We start from the raw sequence: 19860 nt of genomic DNA, 5'->3' as shown, positions 1-19860 counted from the left end.
GAGCAACGATACGCTCTCGCGCGTGCGGAGCGCCCGGTGCCGTTGACTCGATACGCCAGGATCGACGAGTCGCCGTATCTGCGCCGCGCCCTCGCGGTGGCCGACCCGGAGAAGGCGGCGCGCGGTGTCTACAACCACACGTACCACCTGCTCCACTACGGCGACCCCGTCGCCGAGTACTGGGCCCTGATCGACGGCGTGACCCTGTGGGATGTCGCCTACCAGCGCCAGGTGGAGGTGCGGGGGCCGGACGCCGTGGCGCTGATGCAGTACCTCGTCACCAGGGATCTCTCGTCACACGAAGTCGGCCAGTGCAAGTACGCGTTCATGACGAATGCGGACGGCGGCATCATCGGTGATCCGGTCGTGCTCCGGCTCGACGACGATCGCTTCTGGCTGAGCGTGGCCGATGCCGACATCCACCTCTGGTGTCAGGGTCTGGCCCTCGCCAGCGGCTACGACGTCGACGTTGCCGTGCCCGACATCGCGCCCGTGCAGATCCAGGGTCCCCACGCGCCGGCGGTCATGGACGATCTCTTCGGCGACGAGCTGCCGGACCTCGGCTACTACCGGCTGATCCGGCGGCAACACGACGGCCTCGAGCTCGTCATCTCCCGCACTGGCTGGGGCGGCACGGACGGCTACGAGATCTATGTCGCCGACGCGCGGGCGGACGAGAACGCCCGGGCCGAGCAGTGGTGGGACACGGTGATGCGGGCCGGTGAGCGCCACGACATCACGGCGGGCGCGCCGAACCACGTCCGCCGGATCGAGGCCGGCATGCTGGCGCTGGGCTGCGACATCGACGACACCACGACACCGCTCGAACTCGGGTCGGGGCACGACTGGATGGTCGATCTCGACCAGCCCGACGACTTCGTCGGCCGCGACGCACTCCTCGCGCAGCGGGCGGCGGGTCCGACGGGCCGGCTCGTCGGCGTCGACATCGACGGTCCCGATCTCGGCACCTTCACGGACGGCGACATGCCGCGGGTGCTTCCCGTGCGCCGGGACGATCACGAAGTTGGCACGCTCACCTCGGCCTGCTGGTCGCCCCGACTGCGCCGCAACATCGGCTTCGTCCGCACCACCGTCGAGCACAGCCGCCTCGGCACCGAACTCGGCATCGACCACCCGGTCCACGGCTGCCTGCCCGCGGTCGTCGTCGAGAAGCCGCACCTGAAGTGAGCGACGACGTCGAGGGCGGTCCGCTCATCGAGAACAACCCGGTCGTCGCGGCCCGCGCCCTGCTGATCGGGGTCGCCCTCCTCATGGCGGGCAACGGGCTCCAGGGATCGCTCCTCGGGGTGCGGACCCAGGTGGAGGGCTTCTCGCTCGGCGCGGCCGGCGTCGTCATGGCCTGCTACTTCGCCGGCTTCCTCGTCGGCGCGAAATACGCCGAACGCATGCTGGCGCAGGTCGGCCACATCCGCGTGTTCGCCGCCCTGGCGTCGACTGCCTCCGCCGCCGTGCTCGCCCACGCCATTCTCATCTCGCCGCTCAGCTGGGGGGCGATGCGCTTCGTCACCGGGGTCTGTTTCAGCGGCCTCTACGTGGTCTCGGAGTCATGGCTCAACGACATGGCCACCAACGCGACGCGGGGACGGCTCCTCTCGCTCTACATGGTCGCGACGATGGGCGGCATGACCATCGGGCAGTATCTGCTCGAGGCCGCCGACCCGTCCGGCTTCAAGCTCTTCGTGCTGGCGTCGATCCTGGTGTCGACGTCGTTGCTGCCGGTCACGCTCTCGGCCTCCACCAGCCCGCCCACCGGCATCCCGGAGCCCCTGTCGATGCGCGAGCTCTTCCGCCAGGTCCCGACCGGCGTGGTCAGCTCGTTCTGGGGTGGCATGTCGGCCGGCGTACTGATGGGGCTCGGTGCCGTCTACGCGATCGCGGCGGACGTGCCGGCGTCGCGGATTCCCACCTTCCTCGCCGCGCCACTGATCGGTTCGTTCCTCCTCCAGTGGCCCATCGGCTGGATCTCCGACCGGGTCTCGCGGCGGTCCGTCATGTGGTGGGTGGCGGTCGCCGCGGCCGGCGTGTGCGCCGTGCTCACCGTCGCGCCGGTGGGGAGCTGGGCGGCGATCGGGTTGATGTTCCTGCTCGGCGGGACGACGTTCCCGCTCTACTCGCTCACGATCGCCTACGCCGGCGACTGGCTGCCCCAGTCGCAGCTCACGGCGTCGTCGGCGTCGCTCGTCCGCGTGAACGGGGTCGGCGCGGTCTGTGGCCCGCTCGTGGCGGCCCCGCTCATGTCGGCCACGAGCCCGCGAGCGTTCTTCGTCGTGATGGTGGTCACCCACGGGCTGATCGCGTCCTACATCTCGTGGCGGGTGCTCTTCCGCGACGCGCTCCCCGCCGAACGCCAGCGGGCATTCGTGGCCTACCCGGCCCGTGCGTCGGCGGTGGCGTCGAACCTCATCGGTCGCCGCCGGCGATCGGTCTACGCCACGTCCGCCGAGGCGGGGGACGGCGACGCTCAGTAGGCGGCGTCGGGCATCGACGCCTTGCGGCGGGCGACGAACTCCTGCAGCTCCTCGTCGATGGCCGCGTCGAGCGGCGGCGCCTCGTAGGCGGCCAGCATCTCCTTCCACTTCGCGTTCGCCCGTTGGGCGGCGGTGAGCGAACCCTCGAGCTCCCACTGCTCGAAGCTGTTGTTGTCGGCGATCGTGGAACGGTAGAAGGCGGTCTCGAAGTTGGCGAGGGTGTGGGCGTTGCCGAGGAAGTGGTCGCCGTGGGGGTTCGTGTGGAACGCCTCCATCGCCTGGCCGTTCGCCGAGAGGTCGATGCCGCGGGCGTAGACCCCCATCATGCCGAGCTGGTCGGCGTCCATGATCAGCTTCTCGAACCCGAGGGTGAGGCCGCCTTCCTGCCACCCGGCGGCGTGGAGCACGAAGTTCACGCCCGCTTCGACGGTGGGGAGGATGGTCGATGCCGACTCGTACGCGGCCTGGGCATCGGGGTACTTCGACGACGTGAACTGGCCACCGGACCGGAACGGCACCCCGACCCGGCGGGCGAGCGATGCCATCACGTTGATGGCCTGCCCGGCTTCGGGTGTGCCGAACGTCGGCGCCCCGGTGGCCATCGACATCGACGACGCGAACGTGCCGAAGACGACCGGCGCGCCCGGCCGGACCAGCTGGTAGTAGGCCATGCCCGACAGGGCCTCGGCGAGAGCCTGGGCGGCGAGCCCGGCGACCGTGACCGGCGACATCGCCCCGGCGAGGATGAACGGCGAGATGATGGCCGCCTGGTTGGCGCGGGCGTACTCCGTGGCCGCGCCGAGCATCGTGGCGTCCCAGCGCAGCGGCGAGGACGCGTTGATCAGCGACGTCATCACGGTGCGGTCGCCGAGGTCGCCGCCGAAGGCGATGCGGCTCAGCTCGATCGAATCGGCCGCCCGCTCGGGCGCGGTGACCGAGCCCATGTAGGGCTTGTCGCTGTAGCGGATGTGCGAATACACCATGTCGAGGTGGCGCTTGTTCACGGGAATGTCGACCGGCTCGCACACCGTGCCGCCGGAGTGGTGCAGGTGGGGAAGCATGTAGGTGAGGCGGACGGCGTTCTCGAAGTCGGCGAGCGACGCGTAGCGCCGGCCCTTGTCGAGATCGAAGGCGAACGGCGACCCGTAGTTCGGCGCGAACACCGTGCAGTTGTCGCCGATCTTCACGCTGCGGGCGGGATTGCGGGCGTGCTGGACGAACGATGTCGGTGCGTTGGTCTGCACGATCTCGCGGCACATGCCGGCGGGGAAGCGCACGAGCTCGCCGTCCACGTCCGCGCCGGCGTCGCGGAGCAGGTCGAGCGCCTCGGGGAAGTCCTGGAACGCGATGCCCACCTCGCTGAGGATGATCTCCGCGTTGGCCTCGATCCGGGCGAGGCCCTCCTCGTCGAGCATGTCGACCGGCGCGAGCCGGCGTTCGAGATACGCGACGGTCTCGCCGCCGACCTCGGCCCGCGCGGCCTGTCGCGCCGCCCGGCCGCCGCCGCGGCGTCCGCGCCGGGCGTCGGTCTCGCTCATGGCGAACCCGTCGAACGACGGCGGCGCCGGGGCCGGCCGGAGTCGGACGCGGCGACGCGTTCGGGCAGCTCGACCACCTTCGCCAGATGCGGGCTCGGCGCGGTGTCGTGGGGGAACGCCATGGCCGCGACGAACAACTCCTGGAAGCGCGGCTCGGTCGCGGTCTCGATCTTCTCGATCGAGCGCACGGCGGCCGCCACCTCGGCGCGCTGCTCGGCGCTCACCAGCATGCGGATCGCGCCGGCCCCCGAGGCGTTGCCGACCGCCCGCACGCCTTCCACCGGGCCGTCGGGCACGAGGCCGAGGACCAGCGCGTACACCGGGTCGATGTGGGCCCCGAAGGCGCCGGCGAGGCGGACGTCGTGGATCTCCGTCACGCCTGCGTGTTCCATGAGCAGGTCGATCCCGGCGCGCAGGGCGGAGCCGGCGAGCTGGATCTGGCGCACGTCGTTCTGCGTGATCGCCAGCTCGGGCGAGGTGTCGGTGGCGTCCCGGATGACATAGCGGAAGGTCCGGTCCTCGGGGCGCACGCGGTCCGTGGTGGCCGTCAGTGCCCCCTGCACCACGCCGTTGTGGTCGCAGACACCGGCCAGGAACATCTCGCCGATGACCTCGATGATGGCGGAGCCGCAGAGACCGGCGATGTCGAGCTTGGCGGTGTCCGCGGCGAAGCCCGGGTCGTCGCTCCACAGATCGGAGCCGATCACCTTGTACCGGGCTTCGTAGGTGGTCCGGTCGATCCGGATCCGTTCGATCGCGCCCGCGGTGGCGCGCATGCCGCAGCTGATCTGGGCGCCCTCGAACGCGGGGCCTGTCGGTGACGAGGCGGCGTAGGTCCGATCGCCGGCCCCGAGCACCAGCTCCGCGTTGGTGCCGACGTCGACCATGAGCTGGGGGCTCTCGGCTCGGTGAGTGCCCTCGTTGAGCATGGCCGCGGCCGCGTCGGCGCCGACGTGACCGGCAATCAGTGGCCCGACGTGCGCTCGCGCGAACGGGAGGTCGAGGTCGAGCTCCTCGGCTCGCAGGTCGACCGCGGTGCCGACCGTGAGCGTGAACGGCGCCGCGCCGAGCGGCGTCGGGTCGATGCCGAGCAGGAGGTGGTGCATGACGGGGTTGCCGACGAGCACGACGTCGTGGATGCGGCGCCGCAGGGTGGTCTCGTCCTCGTCCAGATCGGTGGCGAGTTCGGAGACGATGCCGTCGAGCGCGCCGCGGACGGCCGAGGTGAGCTCCCGCTCGCCGCCGGGGTTCATCATCACGTACGAGACCCGGCTCATCAGGTCCTCACCGAAGCGGATCTGGGGATTCATGGCGCCGCCCCCGGCGACGACCTCGCCGCTGGCGAGGTCGACGAGATACGCCGCGATCGTCGTGGAGCCGACGTCGATGGCGAGTCCGAGGATCGTCTCGTCGAATCCCGGTCGGACGTGGAGCACGGCACCGTCGGCGTGGACGATCGCCGTGACCGAGCGACCACCGGCGACGATGGCGGACTGGAGGTCGTTGAGCGTCCGCGCGTCGACCCGGGTCGGTCCGAGACCCCAGTCCTCGGTGAGGGCGGCGGCCAGCATCTCGGCATCGGTGCGCTCGTCGCCCAGCTCCGGTGTCGGGAGTTCGACGTAGCGCGCGGTGATCATCGGATCGAGGGTGAGGCCGGTGAGGTCGACCTTCTTGCGCACGACGGGGCGATGGACCTGCGACTCGGCCGGCACGTCGACGACGACATCGCCACGGACGAGCGCCTGGCACCCGAGGCGGTTGCCCTCGGTGATCGGTCGGCGCCCGCGATAGTCGCGTTCGCTGGTGGTCCATTCGCTGATGTCGTCCGTGGTGGAGGTGATCCCCCACTTGGCGAAGTCACCGAACGACGGCGTGATCTGGCAGCGACCGCACAGGCCGCGGCCGCCGCAGGTGGAGTCCAGGTCGACCGCGACGGAGCGGGCCGCGTCGAGCAGGGTGGTGCCCTCCGGCACGCGGGCCTGCACCCCCGAAGGGGTGAAGATCACGGTCGCGTCCCGGGCCTCCATGGTCGGCGGGCTAGCTCGCGGCGCCGCCGCGGCGACGCCCTCCGCGGCGACGGGCCCCGCCCTGGCCGCCGCCGGCACTCGGGTCGCGGAACTCGCCGATCCACGCCGCACAGTCCTTGTCGTGTCCGGCCAGCACGTCGGCGGCCATGATGGCGCTCTTCACCTCCGCGTGCATCGGGCTCATGATCGCGGAGGTCATGCCCGCGCCGATGGCCATCGACAGGAAGGTGCCGGTGATGGCGTGGCGGTTCGGAAGCCCGAAGCTCACGTTCGAGGCGCCACAGGTGGTGTTGACGCCCAGTTCCTCGCGCAGCCGGCGGACGAGGGCGAAGACCTGCTGGCCGGCGGTGCCCATCGCGCCGATCGGCATGACGAGCGGGTCCACCACGACGTCCTCCTTCGCGATGCCGTGGTCGGCCGCCGCATGCACGATCTTCTTCGCCACCTCGAACCGGACGTCGGGGTCCTCACTGATGCCGGTCTCGTCGTTGGAGATCGCGACGACGGCGGCGCCGTGCTTGGCGACGAGGGGCAGGACGCGCTCCATCACCTCGTCCTCCCCGGTGACCGAGTTGATCAGCGGCTTGCCTTGATAGACGGCGATGCCCGCCTCGAGCGCCTCGATGATCGACGAGTCGATGGCGAGCGGCACGTCCGTGACGGACTGGACGAGTTGGATCGCCTTGGCCAGCAGGGCCGGCTCGTCGGCCAGGGGGATGCCGGCGTTCACGTCGAGCATGTGGGCGCCCGCCTCGACCTGGGCGATGGCGTCCGCCTCGACCCGGCTGAAGTCGCCGCTCTTCATCTCCTCGGCGAGGAGCTTGCGGCCGGTCGGGTTGATGCGCTCGCCGATCATGACGAACGGGCGATCGAAGCCGAGGACGACTTCCTTCGTTGCGGAACTGATGACGGTCTCGGTCACTGGTCTTGCCCTCCATCGGGCTCGAGCCCGCCCGATGCCACGAGGGCCTCCAGGCGGTCTCTGGGGTAGGTGGAATGGATCGTGTCCGCGGCCTGTTGGGCGGCTTCGGCGGCGTCGCCGTCGAGGGTGCGTTGCACCCGGCGCCACTGCTGCACGTAGTCGTTGGTGTCGGTGAGTCCGGCCACGTGGGCGGCTCGGTCGATTGCGTGCTGGAACCGCGGCTCCAGCAGCACCTTCTCGGTGCCGCCCTCCGCGGTGGTGGCGGTGATCTGGGCGGGGATGTCGCGCCAGTAGATGGTGGTGAGGCCCGGTCCGGCCCGGCGACCGCGTCTAGCCATGGCGGGCGACCTCCAGCACCTCGGACTCGAGCTCGCCGTAGCCCGTGGCGACCCGGGAGAACTCGAGACCGAGTCGATCGGCGGCGGCGCGCGCCTTCTCGTCCAGCACCGGGTCGTCGGTCTGGGCGAGATAGATCATCTTCGTGTAGTTGCCGAAGTACAGGGACTCGAGCTCCGGGTGCTCCGCGATGCCGAGGCCGGCGATGATCAGCCGCTCGAAGTGCTTCACCAGATAGTCGGTGAGGTAGAAGGCGGTCGGATCGGCGTCGTGCATCGCGGTGAACACGTCGCCCCCGGCGAAGAACTGGTAGCAGTGCGCACCCGGCATCATCTCGATGTTCGCCCCGTTCGCGCGGTACTCGCCGCAGAGGTCGACGAGGGCACCGGCCGTGCCGCAGTCGGCGTATCCGACGAGCACGCGGTCGAAGTCGGCGATGCGTCGGTCGAGGCGGGTGCGGACGGCGGGGGTGATGTGTTGCGGGGTCATGTGCAGTGAGGCGGGAAGGCATTCGAGGGTGACGTTGTCGAACTCATGGAGCCGCGCGACGTCGCGGATCTCCCGAGCCAGCGCACCGCACGCCAGGATGAGCACGCGCGGCGACCCGGCCATGATGGTCTACGCAGCCCGTCGGGCCCGCACCAACGACGATGCCGTCTCGGCCGCGACCGCCGCGTCGCGGCAGTACGCGTCGGCGCCGATGGCCTCGCCGAACTCCTCGTTGAGCGGCGCGCCGCCGACGATCACGATGTAGTCGTCGCGCATGCCCTTCTCGACGAGCGTGTCGATCACGACCTTCATGTACGGCATGGTCGTGGTGAGCAGGGCGGACATGCCGATGATGTCGGGCTTGTGCTCCTCGATCGCGGCGAGGAACTCGTCGACATCGGTGTTGATGCCGAGATTGTGGACCTCGAATCCCGCGCCCTCGAGCATCATGCCGACGAGGTTCTTCCCGATGTCGTGGATGTCGCCCTTCACCGTGCCGATGATGACGGTGCCGATGGGCTCCGCGCCGGTCTCCGCGAGGAGCGGGCGCAGGATCGCCATGCCGGCCTTCATCGCGTTCGCGGCGAGCAGGACCTCGGGGACGAAGAGGATGCCGTCGCGGAAGTCGATGCCGACGATGCGCATGCCCTCGACCAGGGCGTCGTTGAGCACCTTGTCCGCCGACCACCCGCGGCCGAGCAGGATGCGGGTTCCTTCGTCGATCTCGTCGGCCAGACCGTCGTAGAGGTCGTCGTGCATCTGGGCCGTGAGGTCCTCATCGCTGAGGGCGTTGAGATCGATCTCGTCCTCGTCGTTCTCGTCGGGTTGGTCACTCACTTCTGGTGCTCCGAAAGGCGTTGGAGGGCTCGACTCTGTTCCGCATCGTGGAACCGTACCGTATCATGAAACAGACACGCGGCTCCCGGCAAACACTAGAGGTCAGAATGCCGGGTTCGGGGCCGAATCACCACCGCCGTTCGGCCCAATACGCGCGCCGCGGCGAGCCGGGGGCGAATACCGCGGGAGTCCCGGCAGGGACCCGTAGTCTTTCGGGCGTGTCCGAACCGCCCCAGCCAGACGATCAGCCCGCGCACCGCTACGACGCGGCCCGCGCCGACGAGATCGAGACCCGTTGGCAGGCGCAGTGGCGTGAGGCGGGCACGTACCACGCGCCCAACCCGTCGGGGTTGCTCGCCGACGACGAAGACGCGCTCGCCCGACGCCCGAAGCTCTTCATCATGGACATGTTCCCGTATCCCTCGGGCACGGGCCTGCACGTGGGCCATCCGCTGGGCTTCATCGCGACCGACGTCTACGCCCGCTTCAAACGGATGACCGGGTTCAACGTCCTGCACACGATGGGGTTCGACGCGTTCGGTCTGCCGGCCGAGGAGCACGCCCGGCAGACCGGCGAGCACCCGCGCGAGAACACCGAGAACAACATCGCCAACATGACCCGCCAGCTCGAACGCCTCGGCCTCGGCCACGACGAGCGGCGCAGCGTGGCGACCACCGACCCCGCGTTCTACCGCTGGACGCAGTGGATCTTCCTCCAGCTGTTCGACGCCTGGTTCGACGAAGACCGCCAGGCCGGTCGTCCGATCGACGAGCTCGTCGCCGAGTTCGAGGCCGGCACCCGCACGCCGAAGGGCGGCGAGGACTGGGCCGCGGCCGACGAGTCCGGCCGTCGCGCGATCCTCGCCCAGTACCGCCTCGCCTACGTCGACGACGCCCCCGTCAACTGGTGTCCGGGCCTCGGCACCGTGCTCGCCAACGAGGAGGTCACCGCCGAGGGTCGCTCCGAACGCGGCAACTTCCCCGTCTTCCGTCGCCCGCTGCGTCAGTGGATGATGCGGATCACGTCCTACGCCGATCGCCTGCTCGACGATCTGGATCTGCTCGACTGGACCGACTCGATCAAGACGATGCAGCGGAACTGGATCGGGCGCAGCGAGGGTGCGCTGATCCGCTTCGGCCCGATCGAGGTCTTCACCACCCGACCCGACACCGTCTTCGGGGCGACCTACATGGTGCTCGCGCCCGAGCACCCGCTCGTGGACGAGCTCACCGCCGACGCCTGGCCCGACGGGACGAATCCGGCCTGGACCGGTGGACACGCGAGTCCGCAGGCCGCGGTCGACGCGTATCGCGCCCGTGCCGCCCAGATGACCGATCTCGAGCGCCAGGAGCACAAGGAGAAGACCGGCGTGTTCGTGGGCACCACCGTGGCCAACCCGGTCAACGGCGCCGAGCTGCCCGTCTTCATCGCCGACTACGTGCTCATGGGCTACGGCACCGGCGCGATCATGGCCGTTCCCGGCCAGGACGAACGGGACTGGGAGTTCGCCGAGACCTTCGGGCTCGACATCGTGCGCACGGTGCAGCCTCCCGCCGGTTGGGACGACGAGGGCGGCAAGGCCTACGTCGGCGAGGGTGCCGCCATCAACTCCGGGTTCCTCGACGGCCACGACATCGCAACCGCCAAGCAGACGATCATCGACTGGCTCGAGGCCAACGATCATGGCGAGGGCACGATCACCTACAAGCTGCGGGACTGGCTGTTCAGCCGGCAGCGCTACTGGGGTGAACCCTTCCCGATCGTCTATGGCGACGACGACCTGCCCCGCGCGGTGCCGGAGTCCGAGCTGCCGGTGCTCCTGCCCGACCTCATGGACTGGGCGCCGCGTGCGCTGGACGAGGACTCCGAGCCCGAGCCGCCGCTCGGCCGGGTGAGCGAATGGCGCGAGGTCGAGATGGATCTCGGCGACGGCCCGCGGACCTATCGACGCGAGCTGAACACGATGCCCCAGTGGGCCGGGTCGTGCTGGTACTACCTGCGCTACCTCGACCCGACGAACGAGAACGCCATGGTCGACCCCGACGTCGAGCAGTACTGGATGACCGACCCGGCCGACGGCGAGGTCGGCGGCGTCGACCTCTACGTGGGCGGCGTCGAACACGCGGTCCTGCATCTCCTCTATGCCCGCTTCTGGCACAAGGTGCTGTTCGATCTCGGCCACGTGTCGGGCCCGGAGCCGTTCAAGCGCCTCATCAATCAGGGCTACATCCAGGCCGCCGCCTTCCAGGACGAGCGCGGCGTCTATGTCGAAGCCGACGAGGTGGAGGGCGACCCGCAGTCCGGGTTCACCCACGACGGCCGGCCGGTCACGCGCACGTTCGGCAAGATGGGCAAGTCCCTGAAGAACTCCGTCACGCCTGACGACATGTACGCGGCGTACGGCGCCGACACCCTGCGCCTCTACGAGATGTCGATGGGCCCCATCGATCAGGACCGTCCGTGGGAGACGCGGTCCGTCGTCGGGTCCCAGCGGCTCCTGCAGCGGGTCTGGCGGAACCTCGTCGACGAGGAGACCGGTGAGCTCGTCGTCACCGATGACCTCGCGGACGACGACCTGCGGCGGGTGCTGCACCGGACCATCGACGGCGTCCGCGCCGACATGGACGGCCTGCGCTTCAACACCGCGATCGCGAAGATCACCGAGCTCAACAACGAGCTGACGAAGCGGGAGGGACCCACGCCGCGCGAGGTCGCCGACGCGATCGTCCGCATGCTCTCGCCCCTCGTGCCCCACGTCGCCGAAGAGCTGTGGACCCGCTTGGGCGGCACCGGTTCGGTCACCCGCGCCGAGTTCCCCGAGGCGGACACCAGCCTGCTCGTCGACGACACCGTCGAGCTGCCCGTGCAGGTCAACGGCAAGGTCCGCGGCAAGGTCGTCATCGCGGCCGACGCCGACGAGGAGACGGCGATCGCCGCCGCGCTGGCGGAGGCGAACGTCGCCGCGCACGTGGACGGCCAGGATCTCCGCAAGGCGATCTACGTGCCCGGCCGGATGGTCAACCTGGTCGTCTGACCGTCGGCGGCCGCAGGGCGAACAGCACCGTCAACGCGGCCGGCGCGACAGCCCATGCGAGCGCGGTCGAGCGGTAGCCGCCGGTGGCCAGCTCCGTGACCGAGAACGCGAACGGCCCCGCGGCGGACGCCATCACGCCGACGAACGAGAGCGTTCCCTGGATCGCCCCCAGGTTGCGGACACCGAACCACGCCGGGGGCAGGGTGGACGAGACGCTGCGGGCCGCACCGCCCAGCAGACCCAGCAGGACGGCATAGCCGATCACCTCGCCGGTGGACGACGCCGAGCCGGCGACCACGAGCGTCGCGGTGAGGAGGGCGACGACGATCAGGGGCGCGTTGCGGGTGCCGATGCGGTCGAGGGCGTAGCCCGTCGCCGGTGAGCCGATCGTCGAGCCGAGGACCTGGGGCAGGAAGAGGGCAGCCGCTTCCGTGCTGGTGAACCCGGACTCGCCGAGCAGGGCGATCTGGTGGAAGTTGAGACCGGTGACGAGCATCGACACCGACGCGCTCGAGATCGCGAGGACCCAGAACTCGTAGCGCCGGACCGCCTCGCCGCGGCCGAGCCCCCACGCCGGGACCGCGGCCACGCCGTCGGCCACGACGCCGCCATCGGCCATCTGGCCCACCGAGCTCGGCCGGTCGATCATGCCGAACCACGCGATGGGCAGCACGAGCGTCCCGACGACACCGGCGGCGACCAGCCAGGTGGCCCGCCAGCCGATCTCGTCGATGACCGTGTTGAGTCCGACCGGGACGAGCGCCATCAGCGCGGCGGAGACGGTGACGGCCACGGAGATCGCCGTACCCCGCCGCCGCTCGAACCAGAGCTGGATCGACATGACGCTGACCAGAGAGAGCGAACCCTGACCGAGCATGCGGATGAAGACGAAGCCCGCGGTCAGGCTGAGGATTCCCTGCACCCCCGACATCGCGACGAGGGCGACCGTGAAGGCGGCACCGATGGCCGTCATCGATCGGCGCACGCCGTGGCGGTCGATCAGTCGACCGACCGTCGGCAGGGCCAGTGAGCCGGTCAGGGTGCCGACGAGATAGCCGGCGGTGATCCACGACTTCTCGAGGTCGAGGTCGGCCGCGAAGTGGTCGATGAAGACCGACACGCCGATCGTCTGGCCGGGCCCCGTGAGGGCCATCGTGATCGTTGCGAGCGCCACGATCCGCCAGCCGGAGAACCGCGTGCTCCGGTCCTGCGCCACGGGCATCGGAGCAGTGTACGGTCCGGCCGTGACCTCACTCGCCCCGGTTTCACCCGACCGTGTGGACGCGGTCGTCTTCGACATGGGCGGCGTGTTCGCGGTGCCCGCACCGGCGCCCATGTCGGAGCTGATGGCCGCGGGCGGTGTTCGCTTCGAGCTCGATGATTCGTCCGCGCGAGTCGCCCACTACGCGGGCGTCGCCGCCCTCACCGCCGCCCTGGTCGACGGTGCGGTGCACGAGACGAATCCGGCGGTGTGGGAACACTACGACCGCGCCTACTTCGCCTCCACGGGGCTCCGCGGAACCGCGCTCGACGAGGCGGTCGCGGCGCGTACCGCGGCCCGGGTCGACGGGTTCGACACCGCCGTCATCTGGTCCCACGTGCTCGTCGAGAACCGCGCCGCGTTCGCCCGCATCGCTCGTCTTCGACCGACGGCGATCGTCACCAACAACAACGGCACCGCGGTGCAGCAGTGCCTCGACATGCGGATCTGCCAGGTCGGCGACGGGGACCTCCCCTCGGTCGCGGCGATCGTCGACAGCGGTGTCGTGGGTGTCGCCAAGCCCGATCCGGCGATCTTCGCGCCGGCGTTGGACGCCCTCGGCACCGCCGCCGACCGCACGCTCTATGTCGGCGACACGGTCCACGCCGACGTGCACGGCGCGACCGCGGCCGGGATGCCGGTCGTCCAACTCGATCCCTACGACCACCACGCCCACTTCGATCACTGGCGTCTGCCCGACGTCGTCGCCCTGGCGGAGCACCTGGCCACATGACCGTCTCGATCAATGCGGCGACGGCGCGTCGGATCGCGCTCGGCGCGCAGGGCTTTCGTGACCCGCGCCCGACGGGGGCGGTGGATCGCCGTCACCTGCGGCGGGTGATGGGACGGCTCGGACTCCTCCAGCTCGACTCGGTGCCCGTGGTCATCCGCACCCAGTACATGCCCGCGTTCTCGCGGCTCGGCCCCTACGACACCGCCCTGCACGAGCGGATCGCCTACCGCGACGACGAGTGGATCGAGGCGTGGTGCCACGAGGCGTCGCTCGTCCCCGTGGAGGACGAGCCGCTCCTGCGGTGGTCGAAGGCGCGGGCTCGGCGGGGCGAGACGTGGGGCCCGCTGGCGGACTTCGCGGCGCGCGACGCCGCGTACATCGACGAGGTGCTCGACCAGGTGCGCGAGCGCCCGCTCGCCCCCGGCGACCTCGACGACCCCCGCCCGCGGGAGGGGGAGTGGTGGGGTGACCGCTCGTTCGGATCGGTGGCGCTCGACTGGCTGTTCCGGGTCGGCGAGGTCGGGATCCGCCGCACGCCGGGCTTCGTCAAGGAGTTCGATCTGCTCGAACGCATCGTCCCGGCCGAGATCCGGGCCCGACCGACGCCGAGTGAGGAGGACGCGCATCGCGAGCTGCTGATGCGAGCGGCGGCGAGCCACGGCATCGCGGCCATGCCCGATCTCGTCGACTACCACCGGCTGCCAAAGGTGCCGGCCAAGGCCCGCGTGGCGGAGCTCGTCGAGGACGGGCGGCTCATCGAGGCCGAGGTCGAGGGCTGGAACCGGCCGGCGTTGCTGCATCCCGACGCGGTGCGGCCCCGATCGATCGACGCGTGCACGCTCGTGTCGCCCTTCGACCCCGTGGTCTGGTTTCGGGAACGGGCGTCGCGGCTCTTCGCCTTCGACTACAAGATCGAGATCTACGTGCCCGCGGCGAAGCGGATCTACGGCTACTACGTGCTGCCGTTCCTCCTGGGTGACGAGCTCGTCGCCCGGGTCGATCTCAAGACCGACCGCGCCGCCGGCGTGCTGCGGGTGTTCGGCGCGTTCGCCGAGGAGGGGCAGTCGCCCGGCCGGGTCGCGGAGGCGCTGCGCCCCGCGCTCGACGATCTCGCGAGGATGGTCGGTGTGGACGGCTGGATGGTCGACGGCACCAAGGGCGACGTCATTCGCTTTCTGCGCTGACCGGTTCCTCGTCCGTCGGCTCGTCGACTTCCTCCGGCATCGGCACCCACGTCCCGTAGGGGATGCGCTGGCGCAGGTCCTCGTCGCCCTCGAATTCCGGCAGCCGGAGCCGTTGGACGCGATCGAGCGCGGCCTTGACGGAATTCACGTAGGCGCCGGCGTGGTTGTAGCCGAAGACGGCGGTCTGCCAGCCCTCCCAGTACCGCAACGAGCCGTAGTTGCAGAGGTAGGCACCGGCGCTGAGCGCCGCGTCGTCGATGTCCTGGGGGTCGCGCTCCCCATCGTCGTCGGCGTCGAGCTGCCACCGTTGCCACGATTCGGGGATGAACTGGAGCGGTCCGACGGCACGGTCGAAGAGCGGATCGCCGTCGAACTCGCCGCCGTCGGTGTCGGCCAGCTTCGCCGTCGTCAGGCCGAAGTTGTCGACGGTTCGCCCGTCGAGGGCGATGCCGATGATCGGTGCGGCCGGGCGCCCGTCGAGGTGGAGGCGGCCGCCGCCGTATTCGCCGTGGCGGCTCTCCACCGAGGCGATGGCGGCGATGGTCCGCCACGACACATGGCAGGAAGGCGCGAGGACGGACATGGTCGCCTCGGCCTCGAGGTAGGCGTCGAGGGCGCGGGGGGTGAGGCCCGGCTGGCCCGGGACGGCGGCCAACGCGTACGCCTTTGCCGCCGGGGCGAGCATCTCCCGGGCCGACGCGTCGAGTTCGCGTCGCGCGGCGGCGAGCGCGGCGGCGTCGTCGATCAGCGCCGCGTGCTGGGCCTCGACGTCGTCGTGGTACGTGATGGCCGCGTCGAGGGCCGCCTCCGCGAGCTCGAGTTCGGTCGCGGCCTCGGCGCGCAGGGCGAAGAGCTCGTCGAGCGTGGCGTTCGTCAGGAGGTACTCGCGCTGGGCGATCGTCAACGCCTCGCCGTCGAGACCGAGCACGGCGTCGATGGCCGGGTCCGTGCCGGCGAACACGTGGACGGCGGCGGCCTGCGTGAGGGCGTGCATGCCCCGGAAGTGGGCGTCGGCCCGGTTGCGATCGATCTCGCGGCGACGCTGCTCCTCGGCCGCCTCGTCCAACCTCGCGGCCATGCCCCGCAGGTCCGCGATGACCTGTTCGCGGGCGTTGGTGGTGTTGCCGAGCTGAAGGGTCGTGGAGAGGAGCGCGATCACGGCGTCGCCCTCCTGGTCCCGATACTCGATCGTGAGCAGTCGGGCGGCCGGATGCAGATCGAGGGTCGAACGCCAGGCGGCATCGAGTCCCACGGTCGCGAGGATCTCGTCGATCGCGGCGCCGTCGGTTGCGAGCGTCTCGGCCTCGGGGAACGCCGGGGGCGCGTCGGCCTGCGCACCGACGACGGTGGTCGACACGATCACGAACATGCCCAGCAGGACGGACAACCCCTTGTATCGCACGATGGTCTTCCATCGGCACCTGGCCGCCCGGGCAAAAGTGCTCTTGCTACCTTTCTCCCATGAGCATCCAGGTCCCCATCGAGGAACTGCCGACGGTGAGCGCCGAATACGGCCATTCGGCCTATGTGATCGTCGGGGTCGAGGCGGCGCCCCCGCGGGTCACCCACTCGAGGGTCGCGTGGGTCGACGGCGAACTCGAGGTCTCCGTGGGGGGTCGGGCGGCGGCGGCGCTGTCGTCGAATCCGGCGGCCTGCGTGCTGTGGCCGGCGACGGTGGATCAGAGCATGAGTCTCATCGTCGACGTGTCGTGCGTGGGTGCCGTCGAGCCTGGCGGGGGAGCGGTGCGCTTCCGGCCGACGGGTGCCGTGCGGCATCGACCCGCCTGACCCCCACCGCGAGGGTGGGTCAGCCGTCACCGGTGGTCGGATAGGTCACCGGCGGCCGTGGTGGTGTGGTCGGATACGCCGGATCGAGCGGATCGAGCGGCGGCGCGACCGTCGTGGTCGTCGTCGTTGTCGTCGTGGTGGTGGTCGTCGTTGTCGTGGAGACGGTCGACGATGTCGACGCCGGCGTCGTGTCCGTCGAGGTGGTGGACGTTGGGGGCGGGGCCGGTTCGGCATCGTCGGTGCACCCGCCGGCGAGCAGGGCGACGGTGAGCAGGGCACCGAGGACCGCAGGCACGGTCATCGACCCGGCTCCGGATGGGGTGACATCAGCGCGATGGGCACCGAGATGTCGAGATCGCGGGTGCGCATCGTCGCGATGTGGCGGCCGGGCTGCACGGCGGGCTTCACCCGGCCGAGAGCGGCACCGAGCGCTTCCGCGGACGCGTCGAGATCGTCACACGTCAGGGCGAGGCCCCACAGGGTCGCCGGGCCGTCGCCGTGGGCGGCGTCGTCGCCGACGAGCTCGAGGATCACGTCGCCGAGCCAGAAGAAGGCCTGCCGACGCATCGCCTCGCCGACCTCGAAGGTCCGGGTGCGGCGATGCTCGACGCCCGCGTCGGTCAGGGCCGCGGTCGTCCGGTCCATGTCGGGACTCATCGCCACCAGGTGATCGAAGCCCACCACGCGGTTCGGATGGTCGGGGGCCGCACGGGTGACCATCCCGCGGTCCGGGGGGACGGTGGAGAACGCCATGCCGTCGACCGGACCGGCGATGCCGGCGTCGGCGGCGAGGATCCCCCGCTCGTCGGCCGCCCCCGCGAGCACGATGGTGGTGCCGCCGATGCGGGTCCGACCGTCGGTGACCGTGAAGCCCGCGTCGGCCCAGGCCCGTGGGTCGTCACCGACGACGACGGTCTCGAGCTGGTGGGGACGCGTGGGCATCGCAGGATCGTTGCACGCCCGGCGGTGACCGCGGTGCCACGGCGGCTCGCTAGGGTCGCGACCCGTGTCCCAGGCCATCACCGATTTCGTCGCTCTCTTCGACATGGCCGTGCACGGCCCCGATGTCTGGGTCGGCCCCAGCGCCCAGTATCCGTGGGGTCGCGTGTACGGCGGCCAGGTCGCGGCCCAGGGGCTCTGGGCGGCCGCCCAGACGGTGCCGGACGAGTACGCCCCCCACTCCGTTCACGCCTACTTCATCCGGGGCGGCGATCAGGACCAGCCGATCCGGTTCGAGGTCGACCGCATCCGCGACGGGCGCTCGTTCGTGACCCGGCGGGTGGTCGCTCGCCAGTCCAGCGGCGCGATCCTCAACCTCTCGGCGTCGTTCCAACGTCACGAGGACGCACCTGATGCGACGGCGCTGGCTGTTCCCGGCCCCGTCGCCGGCCCCGACGAGCTGGCCGATGACGACTGGGGCCCGCTGCTCGAGCGGCGGCCCGTGCCCCGCGACGAGCAGCGAGCCCGCGCGTGGGTCCGGGTGCCCGGCCCATTGCCGGACGACCCGTTGATCCATGTCCTCGCCCACGTGTTCGCGAGCGACGACATGGCGACCGAGGCGGTCGAGCTCGAACACCCTCGCGGCCGTCCGGAATGGAACGGGCCCGAGGACCATCCCTACATGGGCGCGTCGCTCGACCACACGGTCTGGTTCCACCGCTGGGCGCGCGCCGACGAATGGTGCCTCCACGACCTGCGGTCGTCCGGCGTCTACGGCTCACGGGGGCTCGCCTTCGGCGAGGTGTGGGGGGCCGACGGCCTCCACATCGCCTCGATCGCCCAAGAGGTGCTTCTGCGCGAGCTGAAGCCGAGGGATTAGGTTCGCCCGGATGTCGTTCACCTTCCGTCGCCCGGCCGCTCGCACGGTCCTGCTCGATCGCGACAATCGCATCTTCCTGATCCGGGCGGAGGATCCCGTCGATCCCTACAAGCCCGAGTGGTGGGAGATCCCCGGTGGCGGCATGGGACGCGGCGAGGAGTCCGCCCACGCCGCGCTGCGCGAACTCCACGAGGAGACCGGCATCCCGAACGTCGAGATGGGGCCCTGCGTGTGGCGTCAGCAGACCGAGTACACGTTCGCCGGGTACCACTTCGAGTCCGACGACCACATCCACGTCGCGTGGTGCGATGGTGGCGAGTACGACCCGCGCGGCCTCGAGGCGCTCGAGGCCGCCGCGTTCCAGGGGGCCCAATGGTGGGCCCTCGACGATCTGCTCGCGAACGACGAACCCACGGTGCCCGTGCGTCTCCGCGAGTTCCTCCCCGCCCTCGTCGCCGGCGAGATCCCGGAGGAACCGATCGACATCACGCCCCCGGCGGACCAGGGCGGACGCTTCGACTGAGTCGGTTCAGCGGCGGCGGCCGCGCAGGCCGAGCCAGGCGAGATCGGCGACGCGGGCGGCGAGTGCCTGGACATCACCGGTCGCCCCGCTCGCGATCCAGTGCCGGCCCGTCGCCTCGGCCAGGCCGAGGATGCCGTAGGCGAACATCAGACGCTCGTCGGCGGTGAGCTCGTCGATGTCGATCAGGGCGGCGATGAAGTCGGCGAGCTGGTTCTCCACCTCGGCGACGGCGAGTGCGAAATCGGGATCGGTGCGCACGCCCTCGCCGAAGAGCAGACGAAACTCCTCCGGATGGTCGGCCACGAAGTCGAAGTAGGCGGCGAACCCGTTGACCACCATCTCCTCGGCGGACGTGGCCGAGGCGGTGGCGGCGCCGACCGTCTCCGTGAGGTCGTGGCCCGTCGAACGGAGCAGCTCGAGGAAGAGGTCCCGTTTCGAGGAGAAGTGCTGGTAGAGCACCGGTTTGGTGACACCGGCCTCCGTGGCGACGGACTCCATCGTGGCCGTCTGGAAGCCTTCCGCGGCGAAGACCCCGAGGGCCGCGTCGAGCAGTTGCACTCGGCGCTCCGCAGCAGGAAGTCGGATGGTCACGGGCCGCAACTCTAGTGTTCAGTCGCCGATGTTGCGGCCGTGCTCGAGATCGTCGCGAACCGCTGCCTTGATCGCGTATCCCCCGATGATGGCGGGCGCGAGCACGACGGACCCGGCGATCAGACCGAAGAGCGCGACACCGGCCACGATCCCCGTGAAGTCGGTGAGCATGCCGATGACGAAGGCGACGATGGCCACGCCGTAGAGCGCGTAGCCGAGGCGCTGACCCACGTCGACGATCCGTCGCGCCTTCGCCCGCTGCTCGAGGATCGGGTCGCGCGGGGTCAT

At 70.5% G+C, this 19860-nt stretch carries 20 protein-coding genes; 8 read left to right on the top strand and 12 right to left on the bottom strand.

Annotated features, from left to right (window positions below; translation table 11 throughout):
* Positions 1-36 precede the first annotated feature (36 nt).
* Together R8F63_12400 and R8F63_12395 are read left to right on the top strand one after the other, a co-directional pair.
* The gene (locus tag R8F63_12400) at positions 37-1188 is read left to right on the top strand and encodes a glycine cleavage T C-terminal barrel domain-containing protein (GenBank protein MDW3219402.1); all 1152 of its coding nucleotides are present in this window, start codon (positions 37-39) and stop codon (positions 1186-1188) included.
* On the top strand, positions 1185-2489 hold the full coding sequence (locus R8F63_12395) for an MFS transporter (protein MDW3219401.1): 1305 nt from the start codon (positions 1185-1187) through the stop codon (positions 2487-2489). Before R8F63_12400 ends, R8F63_12395 begins: the two co-directional genes overlap by 4 nt.
* Here R8F63_12395 and R8F63_12390 read toward each other — a convergent pair.
* From R8F63_12390 to R8F63_12365, 6 genes are read right to left on the bottom strand one after another with little or no spacing between them, the layout of a single operon-like run.
* A complete protein-coding gene (locus R8F63_12390; GenBank protein ID MDW3219400.1) occupies positions 2483-4027 on the bottom strand; it encodes a trimethylamine methyltransferase family protein in 1545 nt (514 codons plus the stop codon). The genes R8F63_12395 and R8F63_12390 overlap by 7 nt on opposite strands.
* The gene (locus tag R8F63_12385) at positions 4024-6054 is read right to left on the bottom strand and encodes an ASKHA domain-containing protein (protein MDW3219399.1); all 2031 of its coding nucleotides are present in this window, start codon (positions 6052-6054) and stop codon (positions 4024-4026) included. Before R8F63_12385 ends, R8F63_12390 begins: the two co-directional genes overlap by 4 nt.
* Before the next feature lie 10 nt (positions 6055-6064).
* Entirely contained in the window at positions 6065-6976 is a 912-nt protein-coding gene (locus tag R8F63_12380; protein MDW3219398.1) for a dihydropteroate synthase, read from the bottom strand.
* Positions 6973-7314 carry a virulence factor gene (locus R8F63_12375; protein MDW3219397.1) on the bottom strand — a complete coding sequence of 114 codons (342 nt, stop codon included), beginning with the start codon at positions 7312-7314 and terminating at the stop codon, positions 6973-6975. Before R8F63_12375 ends, R8F63_12380 begins: the two co-directional genes overlap by 4 nt.
* Positions 7307-7924 (bottom strand): DUF1638 domain-containing protein, encoded by a 618-nt coding sequence (locus R8F63_12370; GenBank protein MDW3219396.1) that lies wholly within the window; start codon positions 7922-7924, stop codon positions 7307-7309. The genes R8F63_12375 and R8F63_12370 overlap by 8 nt, the downstream gene beginning before the upstream one ends.
* A 6-nt stretch (positions 7925-7930) precedes the next feature.
* Entirely contained in the window at positions 7931-8638 is a 708-nt protein-coding gene (locus R8F63_12365) for a B12-binding domain-containing protein (protein MDW3219395.1), read from the bottom strand.
* A 218-nt stretch (positions 8639-8856) separates the two neighbouring features.
* Here R8F63_12365 and leuS point away from each other — a divergent pair, with 218 nt between their 5' ends.
* On the top strand, positions 8857-11673 hold the full coding sequence (gene leuS / locus R8F63_12360) for a leucine--tRNA ligase (GenBank protein MDW3219394.1): 2817 nt from the start codon (positions 8857-8859) through the stop codon (positions 11671-11673).
* Here leuS and R8F63_12355 read toward each other — a convergent pair.
* A complete protein-coding gene (locus R8F63_12355; GenBank protein ID MDW3219393.1) occupies positions 11657-12895 on the bottom strand; it encodes an MFS transporter in 1239 nt (412 codons plus the stop codon). The genes leuS and R8F63_12355 overlap by 17 nt on opposite strands.
* 22 nt (positions 12896-12917) lie before the next feature.
* Between R8F63_12355 and R8F63_12350 the strand changes: the two genes are divergently transcribed.
* Together R8F63_12350 and R8F63_12345 are read left to right on the top strand one after the other, a co-directional pair.
* A complete protein-coding gene (locus tag R8F63_12350) occupies positions 12918-13667 on the top strand; it encodes an HAD family hydrolase (protein MDW3219392.1) in 750 nt (249 codons plus the stop codon).
* Positions 13664-14851: a crosslink repair DNA glycosylase YcaQ family protein gene (locus tag R8F63_12345; GenBank protein ID MDW3219391.1), complete on the top strand. Its 1188-nt coding sequence runs from the start codon at positions 13664-13666 to the stop codon at positions 14849-14851. The genes R8F63_12350 and R8F63_12345 overlap by 4 nt, the downstream gene beginning before the upstream one ends.
* Here the strand turns inward: R8F63_12345 and R8F63_12340 are convergent.
* Positions 14832-16253 carry a lytic transglycosylase domain-containing protein gene (locus tag R8F63_12340; protein MDW3219390.1) on the bottom strand — a complete coding sequence of 474 codons (1422 nt, stop codon included), beginning with the start codon at positions 16251-16253 and terminating at the stop codon, positions 14832-14834. The two genes, R8F63_12345 and R8F63_12340, sit on opposite strands and share 20 nt — an antisense overlap.
* Before the next feature lie 59 nt (positions 16254-16312).
* On the opposite strand from R8F63_12340, the gene R8F63_12335 reads away from it, so the two are divergent.
* Complete coding sequence (locus R8F63_12335; GenBank protein ID MDW3219389.1) at positions 16313-16639, top strand: hypothetical protein; 327 nt, start codon at positions 16313-16315, stop codon at positions 16637-16639.
* 19 nt (positions 16640-16658) lie between these two features.
* On the opposite strand, the gene R8F63_12330 is transcribed toward R8F63_12335, so the two are convergent.
* Both R8F63_12330 and R8F63_12325 read right to left on the bottom strand, forming a co-directional pair.
* On the bottom strand, positions 16659-16940 hold the full coding sequence (locus tag R8F63_12330) for a hypothetical protein (GenBank protein ID MDW3219388.1): 282 nt from the start codon (positions 16938-16940) through the stop codon (positions 16659-16661).
* Positions 16937-17581 (bottom strand): hypothetical protein, encoded by a 645-nt coding sequence (locus tag R8F63_12325; protein ID MDW3219387.1) that lies wholly within the window; start codon positions 17579-17581, stop codon positions 16937-16939. The genes R8F63_12330 and R8F63_12325 overlap by 4 nt, the downstream gene beginning before the upstream one ends.
* A gap of 64 nt (positions 17582-17645) precedes the next feature.
* Between R8F63_12325 and R8F63_12320 the strand changes: the two genes are divergently transcribed.
* Complete coding sequence (locus R8F63_12320) at positions 17646-18458, top strand: thioesterase family protein (protein ID MDW3219386.1); 813 nt, start codon at positions 17646-17648, stop codon at positions 18456-18458.
* A 10-nt stretch (positions 18459-18468) separates the two neighbouring features.
* Positions 18469-18981: an NUDIX domain-containing protein gene (locus R8F63_12315; GenBank protein MDW3219385.1), complete on the top strand. Its 513-nt coding sequence runs from the start codon at positions 18469-18471 to the stop codon at positions 18979-18981.
* 6 nt (positions 18982-18987) lie between these two features.
* Here the strand turns inward: R8F63_12315 and R8F63_12310 are convergent, their stop codons facing one another.
* Complete coding sequence (locus tag R8F63_12310; protein ID MDW3219384.1) at positions 18988-19572, bottom strand: TetR/AcrR family transcriptional regulator; 585 nt, start codon at positions 19570-19572, stop codon at positions 18988-18990.
* Between the two features lie 18 nt (positions 19573-19590).
* The gene (locus R8F63_12305) at positions 19591-19860 is read right to left on the bottom strand and encodes a hypothetical protein (GenBank protein MDW3219383.1); all 270 of its coding nucleotides are present in this window, start codon (positions 19858-19860) and stop codon (positions 19591-19593) included.

The sequence above is a fragment of the Acidimicrobiales bacterium genome, assembly GCA_033344915.1.
In the GTDB taxonomy this organism is placed as follows: domain Bacteria; phylum Actinomycetota; class Acidimicrobiia; order Acidimicrobiales; family Aldehydirespiratoraceae; genus JAJRXC01.
This window is presented reverse-complemented; position numbering and strand designations above follow the sequence as displayed.